This is a genomic window from Sphingosinicella xenopeptidilytica (assembly GCF_042676985.1).
In the GTDB taxonomy this organism is placed as follows: Bacteria; Pseudomonadota; Alphaproteobacteria; order Sphingomonadales; family Sphingomonadaceae; genus Sphingosinicella; species Sphingosinicella xenopeptidilytica.
Genome location: NZ_JBHTIK010000015.1, coordinates 55,147 through 76,283, shown reverse-complemented (window position 1 = coordinate 76,283; position 21,137 = coordinate 55,147). Strand labels below are relative to the sequence as shown.

The 21,137-nt window shown below is 65.0% G+C and carries 27 protein-coding genes and 1 tRNA gene; 7 read left to right on the top strand and 21 right to left on the bottom strand.

From position 1 onward, the window contains the following. Position 1: 1 nt before the first annotated feature. The 15 genes from nuoF to tkt all read right to left on the bottom strand — a co-directional run bounded on the left by nuoF (position 2) and on the right by tkt (position 13,405). Complete coding sequence (gene nuoF, locus ACFQ00_RS17140; RefSeq protein ID WP_381493680.1) at positions 2–1,312, bottom strand: NADH-quinone oxidoreductase subunit NuoF; 1,311 nt, start codon at positions 1,310–1,312, stop codon at positions 2–4. Continuing rightward, entirely contained in the window at positions 1,309–1,941 is a 633-nt protein-coding gene (nuoE, locus tag ACFQ00_RS17135) for an NADH-quinone oxidoreductase subunit NuoE (RefSeq protein ID WP_381493676.1), read from the bottom strand. The genes nuoF and nuoE overlap by 4 nt, the downstream gene beginning before the upstream one ends. Further along, positions 1,938–3,137 (bottom strand): NADH-quinone oxidoreductase subunit D, encoded by a 1,200-nt coding sequence (locus tag ACFQ00_RS17130; protein ID WP_381493672.1) that lies wholly within the window; start codon positions 3,135–3,137, stop codon positions 1,938–1,940. The genes nuoE and ACFQ00_RS17130 overlap by 4 nt, the downstream gene beginning before the upstream one ends. After that, complete coding sequence (locus tag ACFQ00_RS17125) at positions 3,137–3,766, bottom strand: NADH-quinone oxidoreductase subunit C (RefSeq protein ID WP_381493668.1); 630 nt, start codon at positions 3,764–3,766, stop codon at positions 3,137–3,139. Before ACFQ00_RS17125 ends, ACFQ00_RS17130 begins: the two co-directional genes overlap by 1 nt. Next, positions 3,763–4,263 carry a NuoB/complex I 20 kDa subunit family protein gene (locus ACFQ00_RS17120; protein ID WP_449325425.1) on the bottom strand — a complete coding sequence of 167 codons (501 nt, stop codon included), beginning with the start codon at positions 4,261–4,263 and terminating at the stop codon, positions 3,763–3,765. The genes ACFQ00_RS17125 and ACFQ00_RS17120 overlap by 4 nt, the downstream gene beginning before the upstream one ends. Positions 4,264–4,310: 47 nt before the next feature. Continuing rightward, positions 4,311–4,688, bottom strand: coding sequence for an NADH-quinone oxidoreductase subunit A (locus ACFQ00_RS17115; protein WP_121048569.1), 378 nt, complete (start codon positions 4,686–4,688; stop codon positions 4,311–4,313). Between the two features lie 77 nt (positions 4,689–4,765). Next, complete coding sequence (locus tag ACFQ00_RS17110; RefSeq protein ID WP_374592765.1) at positions 4,766–5,575, bottom strand: inositol monophosphatase family protein; 810 nt, start codon at positions 5,573–5,575, stop codon at positions 4,766–4,768. Positions 5,576–5,586: 11 nt separating this feature from the next. Then, positions 5,587–6,150, bottom strand: coding sequence for an elongation factor P (efp, locus tag ACFQ00_RS17105; protein WP_339708747.1), 564 nt, complete (start codon positions 6,148–6,150; stop codon positions 5,587–5,589). A 38-nt stretch (positions 6,151–6,188) separates the two neighbouring features. Continuing rightward, a complete protein-coding gene (thiE, locus tag ACFQ00_RS17100; protein ID WP_381493658.1) occupies positions 6,189–6,884 on the bottom strand; it encodes a thiamine phosphate synthase in 696 nt (231 codons plus the stop codon). Continuing rightward, positions 6,881–7,549: an O-methyltransferase gene (locus ACFQ00_RS17095; RefSeq protein WP_381493655.1), complete on the bottom strand. Its 669-nt coding sequence runs from the start codon at positions 7,547–7,549 to the stop codon at positions 6,881–6,883. The genes thiE and ACFQ00_RS17095 overlap by 4 nt, the downstream gene beginning before the upstream one ends. 5 nt (positions 7,550–7,554) lie before the next feature. Continuing rightward, positions 7,555–8,469 carry a class I fructose-bisphosphate aldolase gene (locus ACFQ00_RS17090; RefSeq protein ID WP_381493652.1) on the bottom strand — a complete coding sequence of 305 codons (915 nt, stop codon included), beginning with the start codon at positions 8,467–8,469 and terminating at the stop codon, positions 7,555–7,557. A 113-nt stretch (positions 8,470–8,582) separates the two neighbouring features. Further along, entirely contained in the window at positions 8,583–9,101 is a 519-nt protein-coding gene (locus ACFQ00_RS17085) for a CAP domain-containing protein (protein ID WP_381493650.1), read from the bottom strand. A 105-nt stretch (positions 9,102–9,206) separates the two neighbouring features. Then, positions 9,207–10,400, bottom strand: coding sequence for a phosphoglycerate kinase (locus ACFQ00_RS17080; RefSeq protein ID WP_381493648.1), 1,194 nt, complete (start codon positions 10,398–10,400; stop codon positions 9,207–9,209). 2 nt (positions 10,401–10,402) lie between these two features. After that, a complete protein-coding gene (gene gap / locus ACFQ00_RS17075) occupies positions 10,403–11,410 on the bottom strand; it encodes a type I glyceraldehyde-3-phosphate dehydrogenase (protein ID WP_381493646.1) in 1,008 nt (335 codons plus the stop codon). 24 nt (positions 11,411–11,434) lie between these two features. After that, positions 11,435–13,405 carry a transketolase gene (gene tkt, locus ACFQ00_RS17070; RefSeq protein WP_381493644.1) on the bottom strand — a complete coding sequence of 657 codons (1,971 nt, stop codon included), beginning with the start codon at positions 13,403–13,405 and terminating at the stop codon, positions 11,435–11,437. Between the two features lie 233 nt (positions 13,406–13,638). On the opposite strand from tkt, the gene ACFQ00_RS17065 reads away from it, so the two are divergent. From ACFQ00_RS17065 to ACFQ00_RS17045, 5 genes are all read left to right on the top strand, one after another. Continuing rightward, positions 13,639–13,842 carry a hypothetical protein gene (locus ACFQ00_RS17065; protein ID WP_381493639.1) on the top strand — a complete coding sequence of 68 codons (204 nt, stop codon included), beginning with the start codon at positions 13,639–13,641 and terminating at the stop codon, positions 13,840–13,842. A gap of 4 nt (positions 13,843–13,846) precedes the next feature. Beyond that, positions 13,847–14,158: a cell division protein ZapA gene (locus ACFQ00_RS17060; protein ID WP_374592746.1), complete on the top strand. Its 312-nt coding sequence runs from the start codon at positions 13,847–13,849 to the stop codon at positions 14,156–14,158. A 200-nt stretch (positions 14,159–14,358) separates the two neighbouring features. Continuing rightward, positions 14,359–14,922 carry a 5-formyltetrahydrofolate cyclo-ligase gene (locus ACFQ00_RS17055; RefSeq protein WP_381493635.1) on the top strand — a complete coding sequence of 188 codons (564 nt, stop codon included), beginning with the start codon at positions 14,359–14,361 and terminating at the stop codon, positions 14,920–14,922. Next, positions 14,919–15,137, top strand: coding sequence for a DUF2842 domain-containing protein (locus ACFQ00_RS17050; RefSeq protein WP_381493632.1), 219 nt, complete (start codon positions 14,919–14,921; stop codon positions 15,135–15,137). The genes ACFQ00_RS17055 and ACFQ00_RS17050 overlap by 4 nt, the downstream gene beginning before the upstream one ends. After that, positions 15,134–15,442: a chorismate mutase gene (locus ACFQ00_RS17045; protein WP_381493630.1), complete on the top strand. Its 309-nt coding sequence runs from the start codon at positions 15,134–15,136 to the stop codon at positions 15,440–15,442. Before ACFQ00_RS17050 ends, ACFQ00_RS17045 begins: the two co-directional genes overlap by 4 nt. Positions 15,443–15,484: 42 nt before the next feature. Here ACFQ00_RS17045 and ACFQ00_RS17040 read toward each other — a convergent pair. After that, a tRNA-Asp gene (locus ACFQ00_RS17040) sits at positions 15,485–15,561 on the bottom strand. Positions 15,562–15,778: 217 nt separating this feature from the next. Here ACFQ00_RS17040 and ACFQ00_RS17035 point away from each other — a divergent pair. Next, positions 15,779–16,240: a carboxymuconolactone decarboxylase family protein gene (locus ACFQ00_RS17035; protein WP_381493628.1), complete on the top strand. Its 462-nt coding sequence runs from the start codon at positions 15,779–15,781 to the stop codon at positions 16,238–16,240. Beyond that, positions 16,227–17,087 (top strand): sigma-70 family RNA polymerase sigma factor, encoded by an 861-nt coding sequence (locus tag ACFQ00_RS17030; protein WP_381493625.1) that lies wholly within the window; start codon positions 16,227–16,229, stop codon positions 17,085–17,087. Before ACFQ00_RS17035 ends, ACFQ00_RS17030 begins: the two co-directional genes overlap by 14 nt. 4 nt (positions 17,088–17,091) lie before the next feature. Here the strand turns inward: ACFQ00_RS17030 and ACFQ00_RS17025 are convergent, their stop codons facing one another. From ACFQ00_RS17025 to kynU, 5 genes are read right to left on the bottom strand one after another with little or no spacing between them, the layout of a single operon-like run. Next, on the bottom strand, positions 17,092–17,487 hold the full coding sequence (locus ACFQ00_RS17025; protein ID WP_381493622.1) for a RidA family protein: 396 nt from the start codon (positions 17,485–17,487) through the stop codon (positions 17,092–17,094). Continuing rightward, a complete protein-coding gene (locus ACFQ00_RS17020; RefSeq protein WP_381493619.1) occupies positions 17,480–17,896 on the bottom strand; it encodes an acyl-CoA thioesterase in 417 nt (138 codons plus the stop codon). Before ACFQ00_RS17020 ends, ACFQ00_RS17025 begins: the two co-directional genes overlap by 8 nt. 9 nt (positions 17,897–17,905) lie before the next feature. Beyond that, the gene (locus tag ACFQ00_RS17015; RefSeq protein ID WP_381493617.1) at positions 17,906–19,081 is read right to left on the bottom strand and encodes an acyl-CoA dehydrogenase; all 1,176 of its coding nucleotides are present in this window, start codon (positions 19,079–19,081) and stop codon (positions 17,906–17,908) included. A 12-nt stretch (positions 19,082–19,093) separates the two neighbouring features. Next, positions 19,094–19,939, bottom strand: a complete 846-nt coding sequence (gene kynA / locus ACFQ00_RS17010; protein ID WP_381493615.1) for a tryptophan 2,3-dioxygenase — start codon at positions 19,937–19,939, stop codon at positions 19,094–19,096. After that, a complete protein-coding gene (gene kynU, locus ACFQ00_RS17005; RefSeq protein WP_381493613.1) occupies positions 19,936–21,129 on the bottom strand; it encodes a kynureninase in 1,194 nt (397 codons plus the stop codon). Before kynU ends, kynA begins: the two co-directional genes overlap by 4 nt. Positions 21,130–21,137: the final 8 nt, after the last annotated feature.

The window sequence follows — 21,137 nt, the reverse complement described above, 5'->3', positions numbered from 1 at the left end:
CCTACTCTGCCGCCACGGCGAGGGCTTCGCCCTTGCGTTCATTGATGCGGCGCTCAAGCTCGGGGCGGAAGTGGCGGATGAGGCCCTGGATCGGCCAGGCCGCCGCGTCGCCGAGCGCGCAGATGGTGTGCCCTTCGACTTCGGTGGTGACGTCGAGCAGCGTATCGATTTCCGAGATGTCCGCGTCGCCGGTGCGCAGGCGCTCCATCACGCGCCACATCCAGCCGGTGCCCTCGCGGCACGGCGTGCACTGACCGCAGCTTTCGTGCTTGTAGAAGTATGAGATGCGGCTGATCGCGCGGACGATGTCGGTGGACTTGTCCATCACGATCACCGCCGCCGTGCCGAGGCCCGATTTCAGTTCACGCAGGCCGTCGAAGTCCATCGGCGCGTCCATGATCTGCGCGGCGGGAACCAGCGGAACGGACGAACCGCCGGGGATCACCGCAAGCAGATTGTCCCACCCGCCGCGAACGCCGCCACCATGCTTCTCGATGAGTTCGCGGAAGCTGATGCCCATCGTTTCTTCAACGACGCACGGCGTGTTCACGTGGCCCGAGATCTGGAACAGCTTGGTGCCGAGGTTGTTCGGGCGGCCGAAGCCGGCGAACCACTCCGCGCCGCGCCGCAGGATCGTGGGCACCACGGCGATGCTCTCGACATTGTTCACCGTCGTCGGGCAGCCATAAAGGCCCGCACCCGCCGGGAACGGCGGTTTCAGGCGCGGCTGGCCTTTCTTTCCTTCGAGGCTTTCAAGGAGCGCGGTTTCCTCGCCGCAGATGTATGCGCCCGCGCCGCGATGGACATAGACGTCGAAGTCATAGCCCGAACCGCAGGCGTTCTTGCCGATCAGCCCCTTGTCGTAAGCCTGCTCCACGGCGGCGAAGAGCGTCTCCGCCTCGCGGATGAACTCGCCGCGGATGTAGATGTACGCGGCCTTCGCGCGCATCGCGAAGCCAGCGATGAGAGCGCCTTCGATCAGCTTGTGCGGATCGTGGCGGATGATCTCGCGGTCCTTGCACGAACCGGGCTCGGACTCGTCGGCGTTGATGACGAGGTAGGACGGGCGATCCTCGCGCGGCTCCTTCGGCATGAACGACCATTTGAGGCCGGTCGGGAAGCCCGCGCCGCCGCGCCCGCGAAGGCCGGACGCCTTCACCTGCTCGATGATCCAGTCCTGCCCCTTGGCGAGGAAATCCTTGGTGCCGTCCCAATCGCCGCGCTTCAGCGCGCCTTTGACGCCCCAGTCCTGGAACCCGTAGAGGTTCGTGAAAATCCGGTCCTTGTCCTCAAGCGGCGCAATGGTCGTCATGCCATATACTCCTTGAGAACACGGGGTCCGCCCACGGGCGCGCTGTTCTGCCGGTCGATCTGCGGGCCGGGCTTCGGCGTCTTGCCGGCGGCAAGCTCGTCGAGGAGACGCGTCATGCTCGCGTAGTCGAGGTCTTCGTAATTGTCGTCGTTGATCTGCACCATCGGCGCGTTCGCGCAGGTGCCCATGCACTCGACCTCGGTGAGCGTGAAGAGGCCGTCTTCGGTGGTGTGGCCCTTGGCGAGCCCCTTGTCCTTGCACGCCTGCATCACGTCGTCGGAGCCGCGCAGCATACAGGGCGTCGTCCCGCAGACCTGCACATGATGGCGTCCCACGGGCGCGAGGTTGTACATGGTGTAGAAGGTCGCGACCTCGAGCACGCGGATGTACGGCATCCCGAGCATCCCCGCGATGAACTCGATCACCGGGATCGGCAGCCAGCCCTGCGTCTTCGTCTGCGCGCCGACCTGGCGCTGCGCGAGATCGAGGAGCGGCATCACGGCGGATTGCTTCCGCACCTCCGGATAGCGCGCAAGGATCACCTTCACGCGCTTGGCGTTCTCAGGAGTCCAATCGAAGCCGTCGAACGCGTGGTGCTGTTCGGGCGTTGCTGAAGCGGCGTGACTCACCGGTCGACCTCACCGAAAACGATATCGAGACTGCCGAGCACGGCGGGCGCGTCGGCGAGCATGTGGCCCTTGCAGAGGAAATCCATCGCCTGCAGGTGCGAGAAGCCCGTAGGGCGGATCTTGCAGCGGTACGGCTTGTTGGTGCCGTCTGCCACCATGTAGATGCCGAACTCGCCCTTAGGGCTTTCGGTCGCGACGTAGACCTCGCCCGCAGGAACGTGGAAGCCTTCCGTGTAGAGCTTGAAGTGGTGGATGAGTGCTTCCATCGAGCGCTTCATCTCGCCGCGCTTCGGCGGCACCACCTTGCGGTCGAGGCTGCCGATCGGGCCTTCCGGCATCTCTTTCAGGCACTGCTTGATGATGCGCAGCGACTGCTTCATCTCTTCGATGCGGACCATGAAACGATCGTAGCAATCGCCGTTCTTGCCGACCGGCACGTCGAACTCCATGCGGTCGTAGACCTCGTAGGGTTGCGACTTGCGGAGGTCCCACGGCAGGCCGGAGCCGCGGATGCACGGCCCGGAGAAGCCCCATGCCACCGCGTCCTGCTCGCTGATGATGCCGATATCGACATTGCGCTGCTTGAAGATACGGTTGTCGCAGATCAGCGCCTCGAAGTCGGCGAGCGCCTTCGGGAAGGCATCGGCCCAGTCGGCGATGTCGGCGATCAGCTTCGGCGGCAGGTCCTGATGGACGCCGCCGGGCCGGAAATAGGCCGCGTGGAAGCGCGCGCCCGAGGCCCGCTCGTAGAAGCCGAGCAGTTCCTCGCGCTCCTCGAACAGCCACAGGATCGGCGTCAGCGCGCCGACGTCCATCGCGTGCGCGGTGGTGTTGAGGATGTGGTTGGCAATGCGCGTCAGCTCCGCGAACAGCACGCGGATATACTGGGCGCGCAGCGGCACCTCGATATCGAGCAGCTTCTCGATGGCGAGCACATAGCTGTGCTCCATGGACATCGGCGACACGTAGTCGAGCCGGTCCATGTAGGGCAGCGCCTGCAGATAGGTCTTGTATTCGATCAGCTTCTCGGTGCCGCGATGCAGCAGGCCTACGTGCGGATCGCAGCGCTCGATGATCTCGCCGTCCAGCTCCATGACGAGACGGAGCACGCCGTGCGCCGCCGGATGCTGCGGGCCGAAGTTGATCGTGTAGTTCTGGATTTCGACGTCAGGCGTCGTGGTTGCGACGTCGGCCATCAGCTCGCCTTCCCTTCCGCCTTCTCATCGCCCGGCAGCACGTATTCGGCGCCTTCCCACGGGCTCATGAAGTCGAAGCTGCGGAAGTCCTGCGCCAGTTTGACGGGCTCGTAGACGACGCGCTTGTGCTCTTCGGAGTAGCGCAGCTCGACGTAGCCGGTGAGCGGGAAGTCCTTGCGGAACGGATGCCCGGTGAAGCCATAGTCGGTGAGGATGCGGCGATGATCCGGATTGCCGTCGAAACGGACGCCGTACATGTCCCACACTTCGCGTTCCAGCCAGCCCGCGACCGGCCAGAGGTCGACGACGGACGGCACCGCGTGCTTCTCGTCGGTCAGCGTCTTCACGCGGATGCGGCGGTTCTTCGTCAGCGACAGCAGGCAGTAGTTGACCTCGAAGCGCTCGGGGCGCTCCGGATAGTCGACACCCGCGATCTCCATGAGCTGCTGGTACTCAAGGCCGGGCGTATCGCGCAGCGCTTCGAGCACCTTGTAGAGATCGCGGCGATGAACGGTCAGCGTCACCTCGAAGGCGTGCTCGGTCGCATCGATGATGAGGTCGCCAAGCGCGGCGCGCGCGGTTTCGATGACGCCGTCGTCGGAGGACGTGCGGGGCGCGGGACTTTTCATCGTTCGAACGTTCCCACCCGGCGGATCTTCCGCTGCAGCTGCAGGATGCCGTAAAGCAGCGCCTCTGCGGTCGGCGGGCAGCCCGGCACGTAGATGTCCACGGGCACGATGCGGTCGCAGCCGCGCACCACCGAATAGCTGTAGTGGTAATAGCCGCCACCGTTGGCGCAGCTTCCCATTGAGATGACGTAGCGCGGTTCCGACATCTGGTCGTAAACGCGGCGCAGCGCCGGGGCCATCTTGTTGCAGAGCGTGCCCGCGACGATCATCACGTCCGACTGGCGCGGGGATGCGCGCGGCGCGGCACCGAAGCGCTCGAGGTCGTAGCGCGGCATACTCGAATGCATCATCTCGACCGCGCAGCAGGCAAGGCCGAAGGTCATCCACCACAGCGAGCCGGTGCGCGCCCAGTGGAACAGCTCCTCGGTCGAGGTCACGAGGAAGCCCTTGTTGGACACCTCGTTGTTGATGTCGTCGACAAAGCCCTGTTCCGGCATGATGATGCCAGAAGCCGAACCGTTGCCAGATGGCGCCATTTGGGTCTCTACTCCCATTCCAGCGCGCCCTTCTTCCATTCGTAGATGAAGCCAATCGTAAGGATGCCGAGGAACACCATCATCGATGCCCAGCCGAACACGCCCGTCGCGCCGAGGCTGACCGCCCACGGGAACAGGAACGCGACCTCGAGGTCGAAGATGATGAACAGGATCGACACCAGATAGAAGCGCACGTCGAACTGGCGGCGCGCGTCTTCGAAGGCGGGGAAACCGCACTCGTATTCGGCAAGCTTGTTGGGGTCCGGCTTGTTGGTTCCGGTGAGGTTCGAAACAAGCACCGGCAGGCCGACGAAGACGCCCGAAAGCACCACCGCGACACCCAGAAACAAGAGGATGGGCAGATACTCCGCCGCGACCGATTGCATACGCGATTCCCTGATGTTCGCGGCGCTTTTAGGCGCGTGTCAGCGGGCTTGCAAGGCTGTAAGCCTGCCTTTCGCAATCACTTTGCTGCGCTGCGAAGTGCCCCGCCGATGAGTTTATGCAAACGACTCTGAATAGCACCATTGGAGGCGATAACTTCGCGTCTTTCGATGGCCTTGTCGCCGCCGCGATAGTCGCTGACGAACCCCCCGGCTTCGCGCACAAGGAGGATGCCGGCACCCACATCCCAGCTGTTGAGACCCGCTTCCCAATAGCCGTCATAACGCCCCGCCGCGACCCACGCGAGATCGAGCGCCGCCGATCCGAAGCGCCTTATGCCTGCGACATTTGGCGCCACGGCCTGCAGGATCGAATCGAACTGTTCGAAATCACCGTGCCCGCGGAACGGAATGCCCGTCGCGATCAGGCAATCGCCGAGGTCTTTACGCGCCGAAACGCGCAGCCGCTGGTTCTGAAGCCAGGCACCCCTGCCCGCTTCCGCCCAGAAGCTCTCGTCGGTCATCGGCTGGTAGACGAGACCCGAAATGATCTGGCCATCCTGCTCCGCCGCGATGGTGATCGCGAAGTGCGGGATGCCGTGCAGGAAGTTCGAAGTGCCGTCGAGCGGATCGACGATCCAGCGCGGACGCGATGGGTCGCCTTCGATCTCGCCGCCCTCTTCCAGCACCAGCCCCCAGTCGGGTCGTGCCTGCCGCAGGATCTCGACGATGGTGCGCTCGGCCGCGCGGTCGGCGTTGGACACGAAGTCCGACGGACCTTTGCGGGAGACCTGAAGCTGGGCCACCTCATTGAAATCACGGCGCAGCCGCGGCGCAGCCTTGCGCGCGGCCTTGTCCATGATGGTGATGAGGGCGGAATGAGCAGGCATGGTGTTTCCGATCAGTCCGCGCGGCGAACGTAGGTCTGTTCGTAGACGTCAACGACGATGCGCGTGCCCGATGCGATGTGCGGCGGCACCATGATGCGCACGCCGTTGTCGAGCACGGCGGGCTTGTAGCTGGAAGACGCCGTCTGGCCTTTCACCACGGCGTCGGCTTCCACGATCGTGGCTTCGACCTGATCGGGAAGCTGCACGGAAAGTGGCTTCTCTTCATAGAGTTCCATCACGACGTCCATGCCGTCCTGCAGGAACGCGGCGGCATCGCCGAGCAGGTCCTGCGGCAGCGAGACCTGCTCATAGGTCTCCTTGTCCATGAAGGTCAGCATGTCGCCTTCGGCATAGAGGAACTGGAAGTCCTTCGTGTCGAGGCGAACGCGCTCCACCGTCTCCGACGAGCGGAAGCGGACGTTGGTCTTGCGGCCGTCGACGAGGTTCTTCAGTTCCACCTGCATATAGGCGCCGCCCTTGCCGGGCTGCGTGTGCTGGATCTTCACGGCGCGCCACAGCCCGCCTTCATATTCGATGATGTTGCCGGGACGAATGTCCACGCCGCTGATCTTCATGGGTGCGTTCCTGAGAAAGAAAGGTCGCGCGGCTTCTATCAGCGCGCGGGCATCTGCTCAAGGATGCTCTGAAACGCCTTTACGCCCGCCCCAGCGCCTTCCGGATGCGTCCATACGGCGCTGGAAACCACCAGAAAGTCCGCACCTGCCGCAACGAGCGGCGCCGCGTTCGCAGGTGTGATGCCGCCGATGGCGACGCAGGGGATTTCGCTGATCGTCGTCCACCACGAGAGGATCGAGGGGTCGGGACGGTGCGAAGTTTCCTTGGTGGCGGTGGGATGGAAGGCGCCGAACGCCACATAGTCCGCGCCCGCCTCGCCGGCTTCCATCGCAAGGTGGCGACTGTCGTGGCAGGTGACACCGATCTGCGCATCGTGGCCGAGCAGGCTGCGCGCCGCCGCGATACTGCCATCGGTCTGGCCGAGGTGGACGCCATCAGCGCCCAGTTCCTTCGCAAGGTCGGCGCGGTCGTTGAGGATGAAGGCGACGTCGTAGGCCGCGAGGATCGGCTTCAGCGCGGCCCCCGCGCGCAGGATTTCCATGTCCTCCACGCCCTTCAGCCGAAGCTGAAACGCCGCCACCGGTCCCGCATCGAGCGCGGCCTTCAGCGTTTCCGGGAAGCCGGGATCATAGCGCTCAGGCGAGATCAGGTAGAGCTGGCACGGCGGCCGCTTGTCACGTTCGAAGCGGTCGGCGAACCCCGGATCCAGCGCCACGTCGTCATCGTTCATCATTTACCGTCCACCACCGCGATCAGAAAACCGTCCCAGCCCTTGGCGCCCACAGTCTGGATCGCCGTCGCGCTGAGGCGTGGCTCAGCGGCGACGGCATCAAACAGCGCGCGCGCGCCGAGGATCGCCTCGTCGGCACTCGACGCGTCCGTTACACGCCCTTCGCGTACCACATTGTCCACGACGATGAGCCCGCCGGGCCGGGCCAGCGCGAGCGCGGCTTTCAGGTAAGCGACGTTGTTCGGCTTGTCGGCGTCGATGAACACGAGGTCGAACGGCCCCTCGCCTTCGGCTTCCATGCGGGACAGCGTCTCCACGGCCGGACCGACGCGGATTTCGACCTTGTCGCCGACGCCCGCCGCGTCGAGGTTCGCGCGGGCGACCTCGGCGTGGTGCGGATCGATCTCCAACGTGACAAGAGCGCCGTGCCCCGGAAGCGCGCGGGCGAGCCAGATCGTCGAATAGCCGCCGAGCGTGCCGACCTCCAATATCCGCCACGCGTCGATGGAGCGCGCGAGGATATGGAGCAGCTTGCCCTGCGCCACCGAAACGTCGATCGGCGGCAAGCCTTCTCCCGCATTGCGGGCAAGGGCCTCGTCAAGCGCCGTATCGCCGCCGATCAGACGGTCGGCAATATAGGCGTCGACATCGGCCCAGCCCGCGGACATGGGGCCTATTCCTTGCCCTTGTAGATGTTCACCAGCTTCGCAAGCATCGCCATCGCCTCGTCGCGCGGGCGCTGGAAGGTGTTGCGGCCGATGATCGAGCCGTTGCCGCCGCCGTCGCGGATGTCGCGCGCGTCCTGATAGACGGCGTCGGCGCCCTTCGCGGCGCCGCCCGAGAAGACGACGATGCGGCGGCCGTTGAAGCACGACTTCACGACATGCGACACACGCTTCGCCTGCGTCGAACTGTCCAGCTTCTCGTAAGCCTTCTGCGCGTCCTTCTGTTCGATGTGTGCGCTCGGCAGCTTCACCTTGATGATGTGTGCGCCGAGCAGCGCTGCCATGTGCGCCGCATAGGCGCCGACGTCGAGCGCAAGCTCGCCGTCCTTCGAGAGGTTGCCGCCGCGCGGATACGACCAGATCACGGTCGCGATGCCCACCGACTTCGCTTCGGCGGACATTTCGCGGATCTCTTCCATCATGTCGAACACGTCGTCCGCGCCAGGATAGATGGTGAAGCCGATCGCCGAGCAGCCGAGGCGCAGCGCGTCGTCGACCGTGCCGGTGACGGCCTGGTTGATCGAGGTCGCCCACGAGTTCGACGAGTTCACCTTGAGGATCGTCGGGATCTGGCCCGCGAACGTATCTGCGCCCGCCTCGATCATGCCGAGCGGCGCGGCATAGGCCGAAAGCCCGGCGTCGATGGCGATCTGGAAGTGATAGTGCGGGTCGTACGCCGGCTCATTGACCGCGAAGCTGCGCGCGGGGCCGTGCTCGAAGCCCTGATCGACGGGGAGGATGATGAGCTTTCCGGTGCCGCCGAGCTGGCCCTGCATCAGGATACGGGCGAGGTTCGCCTTCGTGCCGGGGTTGTCGCTTTCATAGTTGGAAAGGATGGCCTTCACGGCTTTCGTGATCTTCATGCGTCGTCCTCGTCGCTTGAGTATTCTGGGCTGGATTATTCCGGTTGCCGCGCGTGATACAGAAGAGGGCCGCGCATCGCAACGACCCTCGCGCGCGGATTCAGGATGATAGGTTAGTTGAGCGCGGCGAGCGCGAACTGCGCTTCGGCGCGGCCGAGCACCATGGTCCAGAAGCGCCCCTTGGTGGGCGAGCAGGCATAGCCGATGCCGACATCGGTGACGTCTTCGAGCATCATATTGTCGCGGTGGCCGGGGCTCCGCTCCCACGCGACGACCACGGCGGCGGACGTCGGCAGGTTCCACGCGACGTTCTCGGCGCGCGGTACGCCGTCGAAGCGTGCGCGCTCGGCCCGGTCGACGAAGTTGCTGCCATCGGAGCCGCTGTGCGAAAGCTTGCCCCACCCCGCAAGATCATCGGAATGCCGCTGTGCCGCACGGGTGAGCGCCATGTTGGGACGCACCGGCGACAGGCCCTGCGCACGGCGCAGGTCGTTGAGCGCAGCCACGGCCTCGACGGGGTTCACGTCGCCCGCCGCGCACCAGCTGTGCTTCGCGACCGCAACGGTCGAAAAGCCAGCGGCCATGGCCGGGGTGGCGATCAGGAATGCAGCAGTGGCGAGACGCATAAGCATGGCACCGACCTTCGCCCGTAAGGCTTAAGGTCGGGTTTTAAGAAAAGGTTAATTTCCCGCTTACCATAGCTGAAGTGACGCATCGCCGCGACAAAACCGGGTTCGTTACGCCCGCAGCGCCTCGACACCCGGAAGCGCCTTGCCTTCCATCCATTCGAGGAAAGCGCCGCCCGCGGTCGAGACGAAACTGAAGCTTTCCGCCACGCCCGCGTGGTTGAGCGCCGCGACCGTGTCGCCGCCGCCCGCGACCGAAACGAGGCTTCCGGCCTCGGTAAGCGCCGCCGCCGTGCGCGCGAGCGCGACCGTGGCCGCATCGAACGGCTCCAGCTCGAACGCGCCGAGCGGCCCGTTCCACACCAGCGTCCGGCAGGTCTTGAGCGCGTCCGACAGCGCCTCGACAGCCGCGGGACCAACGTCGAGGATCATCTCGTCCGCTGCCACCTCGTGTACGTTCACCGTGTGGTTCGCGGCATTCGCCTTGAACTCCTTCGCCACGACGACGTCGTAAGGCAGGTGCACGGTGCAGCGCGCCGCATCCGCCTTGGCGAGGATGCCGATGGCCACGTCCTTAAGGTCGTGCTCGCAAAGCGACTTACCGACATCGACACCCTTTGCGGCAAGGAACGTGTTCGCCATGCCGCCGCCGATGATCAGGTGATCGACCTTGCCGACGAGGTTGTTGAGCACATCGAGCTTCGAAGACACCTTGGCGCCGCCGACGACCGCCGCGACAGGCCGCTCAGGCTCGCCGAGCGCGGCTTCCAGATGCTCCAGCTCCGCCTGCATCGAACGCCCTGCATAGGCCGGAAGCACATGCGCCAGCCCCTCTGTGGAAGCGTGCGCGCGGTGCGCGGCGGAGAAGGCATCGTTGACGTAGAGGTCGCCGAGCTTCGCGATGGCGGCGACGAGCGCCGGATCGTTCTTCTCCTCGCCTGCCTCGAAGCGAGTGTTTTCAAGAACGGCGATCTCGCCCGCCGCCATCAGGCTCACCGCCTGCTCGGCGGCCGGACCCTTGCACTCGGTGACGAAACCCACCGTGCGGCCGAGCACCTTCGCGAGTGCCGACGAAATCGGCGACAGGCTGAACTCGGCGCTTTCGCCCTTCGGACGCCCGAAGTGCGAGAGCACCAGCACGATTGCGCCCTTGTCGGCGAGTTCGGCGATGGTCGGCTGCGCCGCGCGCAGGCGGGTGTCGTCGCTGACCTTCCCCGCCTGCATCGGCACGTTGAGATCGGCACGAACGAGGACGCGCTTGCCGCGCACGTCCCCGATATCGTCGAGCGTCCGGAATTTCGCCATGCTCAGAGGAACGCCGCAATGGCTTTCGCGGTGTCGACCATGCGGTTCGAGAAGCCCCACTCGTTATCGTACCATGAAACGACGCGCACGAGCTTGCCTTCAAGCACGGCGGTTTCAAGGCTGTCGATCGTCGAGGACGCCGCTGTGTGCTGGTAGTCGATCGAAACCAGCGGCTCGTCAGAATAGCAGAGGATACCCTTCAGCGGACCGCTTTCGGACGCCGCCTTCAGGATCGCGTTCACCTCGTCCTTCGTCGTGTCACGCTTCGGCGTGAAGGTCAGGTCGACGAGGCTGACGTCCGGCGTCGGCACGCGGATCGCGGAGCCGTCCAGCTTGCCCTTCAGTTCCGGAAGCACCTCACCCACGGCGCGGGCAGCGCCCGTCGTCGTCGGGATCATCGACATGGCGGCGGCGCGGGCGCGGCGCGGATCGTCGTGGATCTGGTCGAGGATCTTCTGGTCGTTGGTGTAGGCGTGAACCGTCGTCATCAGGCCGCGTTCGATGCCGAGCGCATCGTTCAGCACCTTGGCGACCGGCGCGAGGCAGTTCGTCGTGCAGCTCGCGTTCGAAACGATCTTGTGCTCGGCCGAAAGCTTGTCGTTGTTCACGCCGAAAACGACCGTGAGGTCGACGTTCTTGCCCGGCGCTGAGATCAGCACGCGCTTGGCGCCCGCCGCGATGTGCTTCTCGGCCGATGCCCGGTCCGTGAAGAAGCCCGTGCACTCGAGCGCGATATCGACGCCGTTCGCGGCGTGCGGCAGGTTCGCCGGGTCGCGCTCGGCCGAAACCTTGATGCGCTTGCCGTCGATGATGAGATCGTTGCCGTCCACCTCGACCGTGCCCCCCCACGTGCCGTGCACGGAATCGCGCTTGAACAGCAGGGCGTTCGACTTGGCGTCGGACAGGTCGTTGATCGAAACCAGCTCCAGCCCGCTTTCCGGACGCTCCAGAATGGCCCGCGCCACGAGGCGCCCGATGCGGCCGAATCCGTTGATCGAAACCTTCGCCATGTCTTCCGTACTCCTGTTCCTAATTTAAGCGAGCTTCCCCCGAACCGCCTTCGCGATCGCGTCGGCGGTCAATCCGAACTTCTCATACAAGGCTTCGGCAGGCGCGGAAGCGCCGAAACGGTCGATGCCGAGCCGCAGGCCCTTGCGGCCCGTGTAGCGTTCCCAACCGATCGTTGTCCCGGCTTCGACCGAAACGATGAGCGCGTCTTCCGGCAGGATATCGGCCTGATAGGCGTCGCTCTGCAGATCGAAAAGCTCCCAACAGGGCATCGAGACGACGTCGCAGCCAATGCCTGCCGCTTCGAGCTGGTCGGCAGCGCCAAGCGCGGCCTGCACTTCGGAGCCGGTCGCGAGGAACACGACCTTGCGCGCGGCAGAAGCGGCACGCAGGCGATAGGCGCCCTTCGCGGAGAGATTCTCACCGGCTTCCGTTCGAACCTGCGGCAGGTTCTGGCGGGAAAGCGCAAGCACCGTGGGGCCGCTGTCGTTCTCAAGCGCAAGCGCCCAGCACTCTGCCGTTTCGACAACATCTGCCGGGCGCATCACGAGCACGTTCGGCATCACGCGCAGGCTCATGACGTGCTCGATCGGCTGGTGCGTCGGGCCGTCTTCGCCAAGCCCGATCGAATCGTGCGTCATCACATAGATGGCCTGCGCCCGCTGCAGCGCGCTGAGACGGATCGCCGGGCGACAATAATCCGTGAACACGAGGAAGGTGCCGCCATAGGGCACGAGACCGCCGTGCAGCGCCATGCCATTCATCGCGGCGGCCATGCCGAACTCGCGGATGCCGTAATAGACGTAGCGGCCGCCGTAGTTCGCAGCGTCAAGCGTGCCGAGGCCCTTGGTCAGCGTATTGTTGGAGCCGGTGAGATCGGCCGAGCCGCCGATGGTGTTCGGTACGGCGGCGTTGATCGCGCCAAGCGCAAGCTCGCTCGCCTTTCGCGTCGCAACCGTCTGCGGTGCGGCGATCAGCGCGTCGATATGGGCCTTCAGCGCCGGGCCTGCCGCTTTCAGCGCCGAACCATCCAGCCAGGTCAGGAATTCGGCATAACCCTCTGCTTTCGCAGCGTTCACCTTCCAATCGGCGCTGACCTTGGTGCCGCGCGCACCCGAAGTGCGCCACGCATCAAGGATATCCGCCGGGATTTCGAACGGTTCGTGATTCCAGCCGAGCGTCTCGCGTGCCGCCGCGATTTCCGCCGTGCCGAGCGGCGAGCCGTGCGTTGCCGCGGTGCCCTGCTTGTTGGGCGCGCCGTAGCCGATGATCGTGCGACAGGCGATCAGCGACGGGCGCGGATCGGCCTTCGCCGCGCGCAGTGCCGCGTCAATGCTCGCTGCGTCGTGGCCGTCACAGGAAACGACGTGCCAGCCTGAAGCCTCGTAGCGTGCCTTCACGTCCTCCGACGTCGACATCGAGGTCGCGCCGTCGATGGTGATGCGGTTGTCGTCCCAGATCACATTGAGGCGGCCGAGCTTCAAGTGTCCGGCAAGCCCGATCGCCTCGTGGTTGATGCCTTCCATCAAGCAGCCGTCGCCTGCGATCACCCATGTGTGATGGTCCTGCACGGCGTCGCCGAAGCGCGCGTTGAGGTGCCGCTCCGCGAGCGCCATGCCGACGGCGGTGGCGAGACCCTGCCCGAGCGGGCCGGTCGTCGTCTCCACGCCGGGGAGCTCGAAATTCTCGGGGTGGCCGGCGCACGGGCTGCCAAGCTGGCGGAAGTTCCGGATCTGGTCGAGCGTCGGCTTCTTATAGCCGGTGAGATATAGAAGTGCGTAGATCAACATCGAGCCGTGACCGGCGGAAAGCACGAAGCGGTCGCGATCAGGCCATTCAGGCCACTGCGGATCGTACTTCAGATGCTGTGTGAAGAGAACCGTCGCGGCATCCGCCATGCCCATCGGCATTCCAGGATGACCGGAATTCGCGGCCTGTACGGCATCCATCGCCAGCGCACGGACAGCGTTGGCGAGATCGGCGTGATTGACGGTCATCTTCGGCTTGGTTCCCCAATATTTCGGCCGGGCGGCGAATCGGCGCGCACAATGGAGAGGGGCTTATGCTGCGTCAACGTCATGTCAAGGCATGGCGGCCATGCGCACATGAAACAGGCGGGAATCCGGCTGAATCGGAATGAATCGGCGAACCGACCCGCGCTCGCCTTGACCGTCATTCGGATTCGTTCTTATGTTCCTCGCCCAAACTGCTGATTTCGGGACTTTTCGGCATGGATCAGATGACCGGTTTCGCGTCGGCGCTGACACGCCTTGAAAGCGCACTCGACAAGCTCGAGCGCGCTGCGGCGGGTGCAGGTGATACCGGCGGCGCGCTCGCCGAACTGGACGCACTGCGTCAGAAGCACCGCCGCCTCAAGGACTCCACAGAACGCGCCGTCGCCGATCTCGACGTGCTGATCGCGTCGCGGAGCTAGGCGCGTGGGTCAGATCAACGTCACGATCGGCGGCCGTTCCTATCCCCTCGCCTGCCGCGATGGCGAAGAGGAGCGGCTGAACCGTCTCGCGGCGCATGTCGACGCCAAGGCGGCCGATCTGCAGGGCGCGCTCGGGCAGATGAGCGAGCCTCGGTTGCTGCTGATGTCGGCCATCCTCATCGCCGACGAATTCTTCGACCTCAAGGAACGCGACCCATCGCTCGGTGACACGATCGCGACGGGCGCGCTCGAAAAGGCGGCGCAGCGGGTGGAAGCGATTGTCGCGGCCCTTGAGAAGCGGCGCGCCAACGCCTAGATTACTCCACGGCGGATACTGCCTGGTGCGCGCGATGCGAACATCCCTGAGGCGATATCGACATCCAAGGGTGCTGTCCCTGTGCGGATCCTGGTCCGACCATATGGTGCCCACCTGACGTTACTGGCGTCAGAGGATATTCCGGCAAACGGCCGAGGCGGTTCCGCCACCCATTTTTGACCTGTCGCCCGGATTCCCGTTTGCCCACCGCCTCCCCCTTCGACAAGGAAGCCCTGCGCCGCGACGCCCGCGCAGCGCGCGCCGCGTTCGTGCGCGGCCTGTCCGCCGGGGAACGGCAGGCACTGGAAGCCGCGCTCGCCGCGCGCACCCTTCCCTTCCTCGCGAACGCGCGCGCCATCGGCAGCTACGTGCCCATGGGCCACGAGATCGATCCCGCCGCGTGTCTTGCGCAAGGCATGGCGCTCTTACCATGGTTCGCGAGCCGCGATGACGTCATGCACTTTCGCGTCTCCGGCGGCCCGCTGGAGCCCGGCCCTTTCGGCACCATGCAACCATTTGCCGACGCGGCCGAAGCCGTCCCCGATACGCTCCTCGTTCCCCTTGTCGCGGCCGACATGCACGGCAATCGCATCGGCCAGGGCAAAGGCCACTTCGACCGCGCCCTCGCCGCACTGCGCGCCGTACAGCCCACGATCGCCATCGGCCTTGCCTGGGACGTGCAAATTCTGGAAGCGCTTCCCGCCGACAGCTGGGACCAGTGCCTCGACGCGGTGGTGACACCGACAAGGACACTCACCACATGACCGATCCCAAGCCAAGCCTCCGGAAGCCCTTCGGCGTGCTCCTGCTGATCGTCCTGATCGCTATCTATGCCGTCCTCGCCGTCGCCGTGGCTGAGCCCGTCACACGCCTTCACGTGCTCCTTCAACTCCCGATCTGGATCGTACTGGGCATCGCCTGGGTCTTCCCGGCCCGCCCCCTTGTTCGCTGGATAGAAACCGGACGCTTCCGCAAATGACCGACATCGTAGCCCCCGACACCTGCACCACCATGCCGGAGATCCGCGCCGCGATCGACGCGCTCGACCGCGAGATCGTCGCGCTGCTGGCGAAGCGGATGCGCTACATCGAGGCGGCGGCCAGGGTGAAGACGTCGCGCGGCGCGGTGCGCGACGAGGACCGGAAGGCGGACGTGATCGCCAAGGCCTGTGCCGCCGCGGAAACCCACGGCCTCTCCCGCGAGCATGTCGCGGCGATCTATGAACTGCTCGTGGAGCGCTCGATCGCGCATGAGTTCAGGGTCTTCGACAGCATCGAAGCCTGATCTCGCTTCCTGCGGGGAAGCGCCATTTCTGCTTGCAAGAAATGGCGCGAGTGACGGGGCTCGAACCCGCGACCTCCGGCGTGACAGGCCGGCACTCTAACCAACTGAGCTACACCCGCGCGTTGCTTCGTATTTCGAAAGCCGGGCGTACCTATTGGCGGGGCCCGGTGCTGTCAAGAAGCATCTGCCGGATTTTACCGCAACTGACGGGGAACTGCGAAGCGCTTTGAAAAAAGCAGCGGAAACGCATAAATTTTGCGCCGCATGTCACACGCGCCGAGCCTGTTTCGTCATGTCTGCAAGCGCGCACGGTGCGCGCCGCCAAGGAGAACGGACATGACCGCCCGACTGAACAATGCGCAGAGCTACGCCCCCGAAGCGATGCAGGCGATGATCGCACTCGAAGAGAGCTTCAAAACCAGTGGCCTCGAACAGAATTTGATGGACCTGGTGCGGCTGCGCGCCTCGCAGATCAACGGCTGCGCTTTCTGCATTTACATGCATTCTACCGAACTTCGCCACGCGGGCGAAGACGAGATGAGGCTCTACATGCTGAACGCATGGCGCGAATCGACGCTGTACACCCCCCGGGAACGCGCAGCACTCGGCTGGACCGAGGCGCTCACCCGGCTTTCAGAGACGGGCGCACCAGACGCGGATTACGATGCGCTGAAAGCCGAGTTCAGCGAGGCCGAGCAGGTGAAGCTGACGTTTTTGATCGGCGCGATCAACACGTGGAATCGTCTCCAGGCCGGCTTCCGCGCCCCGCACCCGGCCCTGCGCCGTGCCGCAGCCTGAAAACACCGCTCTGTTCGAGGCGCAGCGCCCCCGGCTGCTGCGCCTCGCCTACCGGATGCTCGGCTCCGTCGCTGAAGCCGAGGATGTGGTGCAGGACGCCTGGCTGCGCTGGTCTGAAGCGTCGGACATCGAGTCGCCGCCTGCGTGGCTGACGCGTGTCGTCACGCGCCTCTGCCTCGATCGCATGAAGTCGGCGCGTGCACGCCGCGAAACCTATTTCGGCACATGGCTCCCCGAACCCCTGCTCGAACCCGAAGCCATCGCCGACGACGTCACTCTCACGCTGATGCTCGCGCTCGAGCGCCTCTCACCCTTGGAGCGGGCGGCATTCTTGCTCCACGACGTGTTCGAAGTGAGCCTCGGCGACGTCGCAGCGACGCTCGGCAGGGATGCGGCGGCGGTGCGCCAGCTTGCCGTGCGCGCCCGGCGGCACGTGCAGGAGTCGAAATCGCGTTACATGGTGGAGGACGCCGAGGCCGAACGCATCGCGCAGGCCTTTTTCGCTGCAACGCGCGACGGCGACACGGCCGCGCTGCAGGCGATGCTCGCCGAGGATGTCGTGATCCATGCGGACGGCGGCGGCCGCGTGCTTGCGTTCCGCAATCCGATCCGCGGCATCGCGCGTGTGCTCCGGCTTTACGCCAGCCTGTTTCGCAAGTTCGGCGACGCCGCAACCTTGCTGCGCACGCAGCGCATCGACGGCCTTCCGGGCTTCGTCAGCCTCGATCGCGGCGACGTTCTGCAGACGACCGCACTCGCGATCGAGGACGGCTGCATCACCGCGATCTATATAGTGCGCAACCCCGACAAGCTCGGCCACGTCATCCAGGCGCTGCCCGTTAACTGAAGCCTCAGCGCGGCTTTACCGCGAACGCCTGAATCTCGATCTTCGCCCGGTCCTCGACGAGCGCCGCGACCTGCACCAGCGCCATCGCCGGAAAGTTCTTGCCCATGGTGTCGCGATAGGCCGCACCCACACCCTTCAGATTAGCGAGATACTCGGCCTTGTCGGTCACGTACCATGTCATCGACGTCACGTGCTCCGGCCCTGCCCCGCCGGCCTTCAGCACCGCGACGACGTTCTCGAGCGTCTGCCGCGTCTGCGCCGCAAAATCGTCCGTCTCGAACTCGGCGTTCGCGTTCCAGCCGATCTGGCCGCCCACGAAGATCAAGGTGCCCTCGGCAGCGATGCCGTTCGCATAGCCGATCGGCTTCACCCAGCCTTCGGGCTGCAGGGTTTCAAACATTCGAGGTCTCCAGATGCTGTTCGAGAGCCGCGCGCATGTCGTCCGGCCACGGACGCGCGCGGTGAGTATCGGTATCGGTTGCAACGACGCGCTGCTCGGCGGACCAGAGCAGCGTACCGCCACAGGTGATGCGGTGCAGGAAATCGAGCGAGCTTCCACCCACGCGCTTCACATCCACCCGGAATTCAAGCACGTCGCCGTGCACGCCCGGATGGCTGAACGTGATGTCCAGCCGCACGGTCGGCACGGAAATACGGCGTTCGCCCATCATCACCGGCCATGGCGAGCCGATGGAGGCGAAGAACTCCTCCATCACCCCGACGAGCAGGTTGAGATAGGACGGGAAGTAAGCGATCCCCGAAGGGTCGCAGTCCCCGAACCGCAAGGGGCGAACCGCCGTGAAAGCCATGACGATCGCCTAGTTCGCGAAGGCCGCGATGCCGGTGATCGCGCGGCCGATGATGAGCGCATGGACATCGTGCGTGCCTTCATAGGTGTTCACCACCTCGAGGTTCACAAGATGCCGCGCCACACCGAATTCGTCGGAAATGCCGTTACCGCCCAGCATGTCGCGCGCGGTGCGGGCGATATCGAGCGCCTTGCCGCAATTGTTGCGCTTCAGGATCGAGGTCAGCTCCACCGGCGGATGCCCGTCCTCCTTCATCCGGCCGAGCCGCAGGCAGCCCTGGAAGCCGAACGAGATGTCGGTCACCATGTCGGCGAGCTTCTTCTGGATGAGCTGGTTCGCCGCGAGCGGCCGCCCAAACTGCTTGCGATCGAGCACATACTGGCGCGCCGTCTTGTAACAGGATTCCGCCGCACCGAGCGCACCCCAGGCGATGCCGAACCGCGCGGAGTTGAGGCACGTGAACGGCCCTTTCAGGCCGCGCACCTCGGGGAACATCGCCTCTTCGGGCACGAACACGTCGTCCATCAGGATCTGGCCGGTGATCGAGGCGCGCAGGCCCACCTTGCCGTGGATCGCGGGCGCGGAGAGACCCTCCATGCCCTTTTCGAGCACGAAGCCGCGGATGGCGCCGTCGTCGGTCTTCGCCCACACGACGAACACGTCGGCGATCGGCGCGTTGGTGATCCACGTCTTGGCGCCCGAAAGGCGGTAGCCGCCCGGCACGCTCTTCGCGCGCGTCGCCATCGATCCGGGGTCGGAGCCGTGGTCCGGCTCGGTGAGTCCGAAGCAGCCGACCCACTCGCCGCGCGCCAGCTTCGGCAGATACTTCTGCTTCTGCGCTTCCGAACCGAACGTCTCGATCGGCACCATCACGAGCGAAGACTGCACGCTCATCATCGAACGATAGCCGCTGTCGATTGCCTCGACCTCGCGCGCGATCAGCCCGTAAGCGACGTAGCCGAAGCCCGCGCCGCCATATTCCGGCGAAATCGTCGCGCCGAGCAGGCCAAGCTCGCCCATCTCGCGGAAGATCGCGGCGTCGGTTTTCTCGTGCCGGAAAGCCTCGACGACGCGCGGCGCCAGCCGGTCCTCGGCAAAACGGCGCGCGGTCGCGGAGATCATCTGCTCTTCTTCGGTGAGCTGCTGCTCAAGACCGAAGGGGTCAAAGGGATCGAAGGTTGCCAAGATCGTGCTCCACTAGAGTTCGGTACGTACTTTCCAGAGTTCGGGGAACAATTCCACCTCCAGCATCTTGCGGAGGTACGAAACGCCCGAAGTCCCGCCGGTGCCGCGCTTCAATCCGATGATGCGTTCAACGGTCGTCACGTGGTTGAAACGCCAGCGGCGGAAATAATCCTCGAAGTCGACGAGCTTCTCGGCGAGTTCGTAAAGCGCCCAGTGCTTCTCGGGTGCGCGGTAAACGATCTTCCACGCCTCTACGACATCCTGGCTCTCCGCGCGCGGGGTCGCCCAGTCCGTGCGCTCCGCATCGGCCTTGCCGATCGGGATGCCGCTGCGCTGGAGGAGCAGCAGCGCCTCGTCATAAAGGCTCGGCTTTGCAAGAATGTCTTCGAGCTGGGCCATGATCTCGGGCCGGTGCGCGTGTGGTTTCAGCATCGCGGCATTGCGGTTCCCGGCCAGGAATTCGATCGCACGATACTGATAGGACTGGAAGCCGGAGGACTGGCCCAGCGAGTCCCGAAACTCGGTGTATTCGCTCGGCGTCATCGTCCTCAGCACGTCCCACGCGCTGTTGAGCTGCTCGAAGATGCGCGCCACACGCGTCAGCATCTTGAAGGCGTTCGAAACGCGGTCCTCGCGCACCGCCTCCATCGCCGCGCGCACCTCGTGGATCGCAAGCTTCATCCAAAGCTCGGACGTCTGGTGCTGGATGATGAACAGCATTTCGTCATGCGCGGCCGAAAGCGGCTTCTGCGCATTCAGAATCGGATCAAGCGACAGATAATCGCCGTAGGACATGCGTTCCCGGAACGACATCTGCGCGCCGTCTTTGGCCGGGTCATAGGGTTGCTGGCTGGTCAAGTGACAAGTCCTCTTCTGTGATATTCGGGTTTGTCCCAGCTCCTCTTGCTCAGAACGTCCTCCATGATGGAGACCGCGCCGAGCACCTCCTCCTCGCCGATATAAAGCGGCGTTAAACCAAACCTCAGCGCGTCGGGCGCGCGGAAATCACCGATCAGTCCGCGCGCGATCAGCGCCTGCATGACCGCGTAGCCCTGCGGGTGGCGGAACGACACCTGGCTGCCACGCGACGCGCTATCGCGTGGCGAGGCAAGCACGAGGTCAGCACAGCGCTCCTCGACCTCGCGAATGAACAGCTCGGAAAGTTCGATCGACTTCCGGCGCACGTCCGCCATGTCAACGCCCTCCCACGCATCGAGCGCGGCATCGAGCACGGCAAGCGCGATGATCGGCGGCGTGCCGACGCGCATCCGTTCGATACCGGTGCCGGGGCGATAGTCCTGATCGAATGCGAATGGCGCCTCGTGCCCCATCCAGCCGGAAAGCGCCGGGCGCGCCGCATCCGCGTGCTCGGCCGCCACATAGATGAACGCAGGCGCACCGGGGCCGCCGTTCAGATACTTGTATGTGCAGCCGACGGCGAAGTCCGCGCCCGCGCCTTTCACGTCCACCGGAATCGCCCCCGCGGAGTGCGCGAGATCCCAGATCACCAGCGCGCCCATCGCGTGCGCCTTCGCGATCAGCTTCGCCATGTCGTGCAGGCGGCCGGTGCGGTAATCGACCTCGGTGATCATCACCACGGCGACGCTCTCGTCGATCGCGGCCTCCACGGCTTCGGGCTCCACGACCTTCAGCTCATGCCCCCGCCCCAGCGAAGCGATAAGGCCCTGCGCCATATAGAGGTCGGTCGGGAAATTGCCGCTGTCCGACACGATCACGCGCCGGTCCGGGCGCATTTCGAGCGCGGAAGCCAGCGCCTGATAGACCTTGATCGAAAGCGTATCGCCCATCACGACGCTGCCCTCGGGCGCGCCGATCAGCCGGGCGATGCGGTCGCCAACCTTCCGCGGCTGCACCATCCACCCGGCGGTGTTCCAGCCCTTGATAAGCTGGCCGCCCCATTCCTCCTCGATCACCTTTGCCGCGCGCGCCTTCGCGGCGATCGGCAGCGGCCCCAGCGAATTGCCATCGAGGTAAAGGATGCCTTCGGGAATGTGGAACTTCGCGCGCGTTGCGCTGAAATCGGTCATTGGAACCT

What these genes read in the sequence shown, in the direction of transcription:
- nuoF (WP_381493680.1), bottom strand. Translation starts at nt 1,312, where the DNA reads ATGACGACCATTGCGCCGCTTGAGGACAAGGACCGGATTTTCACGAAC.
- ACFQ00_RS17130 (WP_381493672.1), bottom strand. Translation starts at nt 3,137, where the DNA reads ATGGCCGACGTCGCAACCACGACGCCTGACGTCGAAATCCAGAACTAC.
- ACFQ00_RS17125 (WP_381493668.1), bottom strand. Translation starts at nt 3,766, where the DNA reads ATGAAAAGTCCCGCGCCCCGCACGTCCTCCGACGACGGCGTCATCGAA.
- ACFQ00_RS17120 (WP_449325425.1), bottom strand. Translation starts at nt 4,263, where the DNA reads ATGCCGGAACAGGGCTTTGTCGACGACATCAACAACGAGGTGTCCAAC.
- ACFQ00_RS17115 (WP_121048569.1), bottom strand. Translation starts at nt 4,688, where the DNA reads ATGCAATCGGTCGCGGCGGAGTATCTGCCCATCCTCTTGTTTCTGGGT.
- ACFQ00_RS17110 (WP_374592765.1), bottom strand. Translation starts at nt 5,575, where the DNA reads ATGCCTGCTCATTCCGCCCTCATCACCATCATGGACAAGGCCGCGCGC.
- efp (WP_339708747.1), bottom strand. Translation starts at nt 6,150, where the DNA reads ATGAAGATCAGCGGCGTGGACATTCGTCCCGGCAACATCATCGAATAT.
- thiE (WP_381493658.1), bottom strand. Translation starts at nt 6,884, where the DNA reads ATGATGAACGATGACGACGTGGCGCTGGATCCGGGGTTCGCCGACCGC.
- ACFQ00_RS17095 (WP_381493655.1), bottom strand. Translation starts at nt 7,549, where the DNA reads ATGTCCGCGGGCTGGGCCGATGTCGACGCCTATATTGCCGACCGTCTG.
- ACFQ00_RS17090 (WP_381493652.1), bottom strand. Translation starts at nt 8,469, where the DNA reads ATGAAGATCACGAAAGCCGTGAAGGCCATCCTTTCCAACTATGAAAGC.
- ACFQ00_RS17085 (WP_381493650.1), bottom strand. Translation starts at nt 9,101, where the DNA reads ATGCTTATGCGTCTCGCCACTGCTGCATTCCTGATCGCCACCCCGGCC.
- ACFQ00_RS17080 (WP_381493648.1), bottom strand. Translation starts at nt 10,400, where the DNA reads ATGGCGAAATTCCGGACGCTCGACGATATCGGGGACGTGCGCGGCAAG.
- gap (WP_381493646.1), bottom strand. Translation starts at nt 11,410, where the DNA reads ATGGCGAAGGTTTCGATCAACGGATTCGGCCGCATCGGGCGCCTCGTG.
- tkt (WP_381493644.1), bottom strand. Translation starts at nt 13,405, where the DNA reads ATGACCGTCAATCACGCCGATCTCGCCAACGCTGTCCGTGCGCTGGCG.
- ACFQ00_RS17065 (WP_381493639.1), top strand. Translation starts at nt 13,639, where the DNA reads ATGGATCAGATGACCGGTTTCGCGTCGGCGCTGACACGCCTTGAAAGC.
- ACFQ00_RS17050 (WP_381493632.1), top strand. Translation starts at nt 14,919, where the DNA reads ATGACCGATCCCAAGCCAAGCCTCCGGAAGCCCTTCGGCGTGCTCCTG.
- ACFQ00_RS17045 (WP_381493630.1), top strand. Translation starts at nt 15,134, where the DNA reads ATGACCGACATCGTAGCCCCCGACACCTGCACCACCATGCCGGAGATC.
- ACFQ00_RS17035 (WP_381493628.1), top strand. Translation starts at nt 15,779, where the DNA reads ATGACCGCCCGACTGAACAATGCGCAGAGCTACGCCCCCGAAGCGATG.
- ACFQ00_RS17025 (WP_381493622.1), bottom strand. Translation starts at nt 17,487, where the DNA reads ATGTTTGAAACCCTGCAGCCCGAAGGCTGGGTGAAGCCGATCGGCTAT.
- ACFQ00_RS17020 (WP_381493619.1), bottom strand. Translation starts at nt 17,896, where the DNA reads ATGGCTTTCACGGCGGTTCGCCCCTTGCGGTTCGGGGACTGCGACCCT.
- kynU (WP_381493613.1), bottom strand. Translation starts at nt 21,129, where the DNA reads ATGACCGATTTCAGCGCAACGCGCGCGAAGTTCCACATTCCCGAAGGC.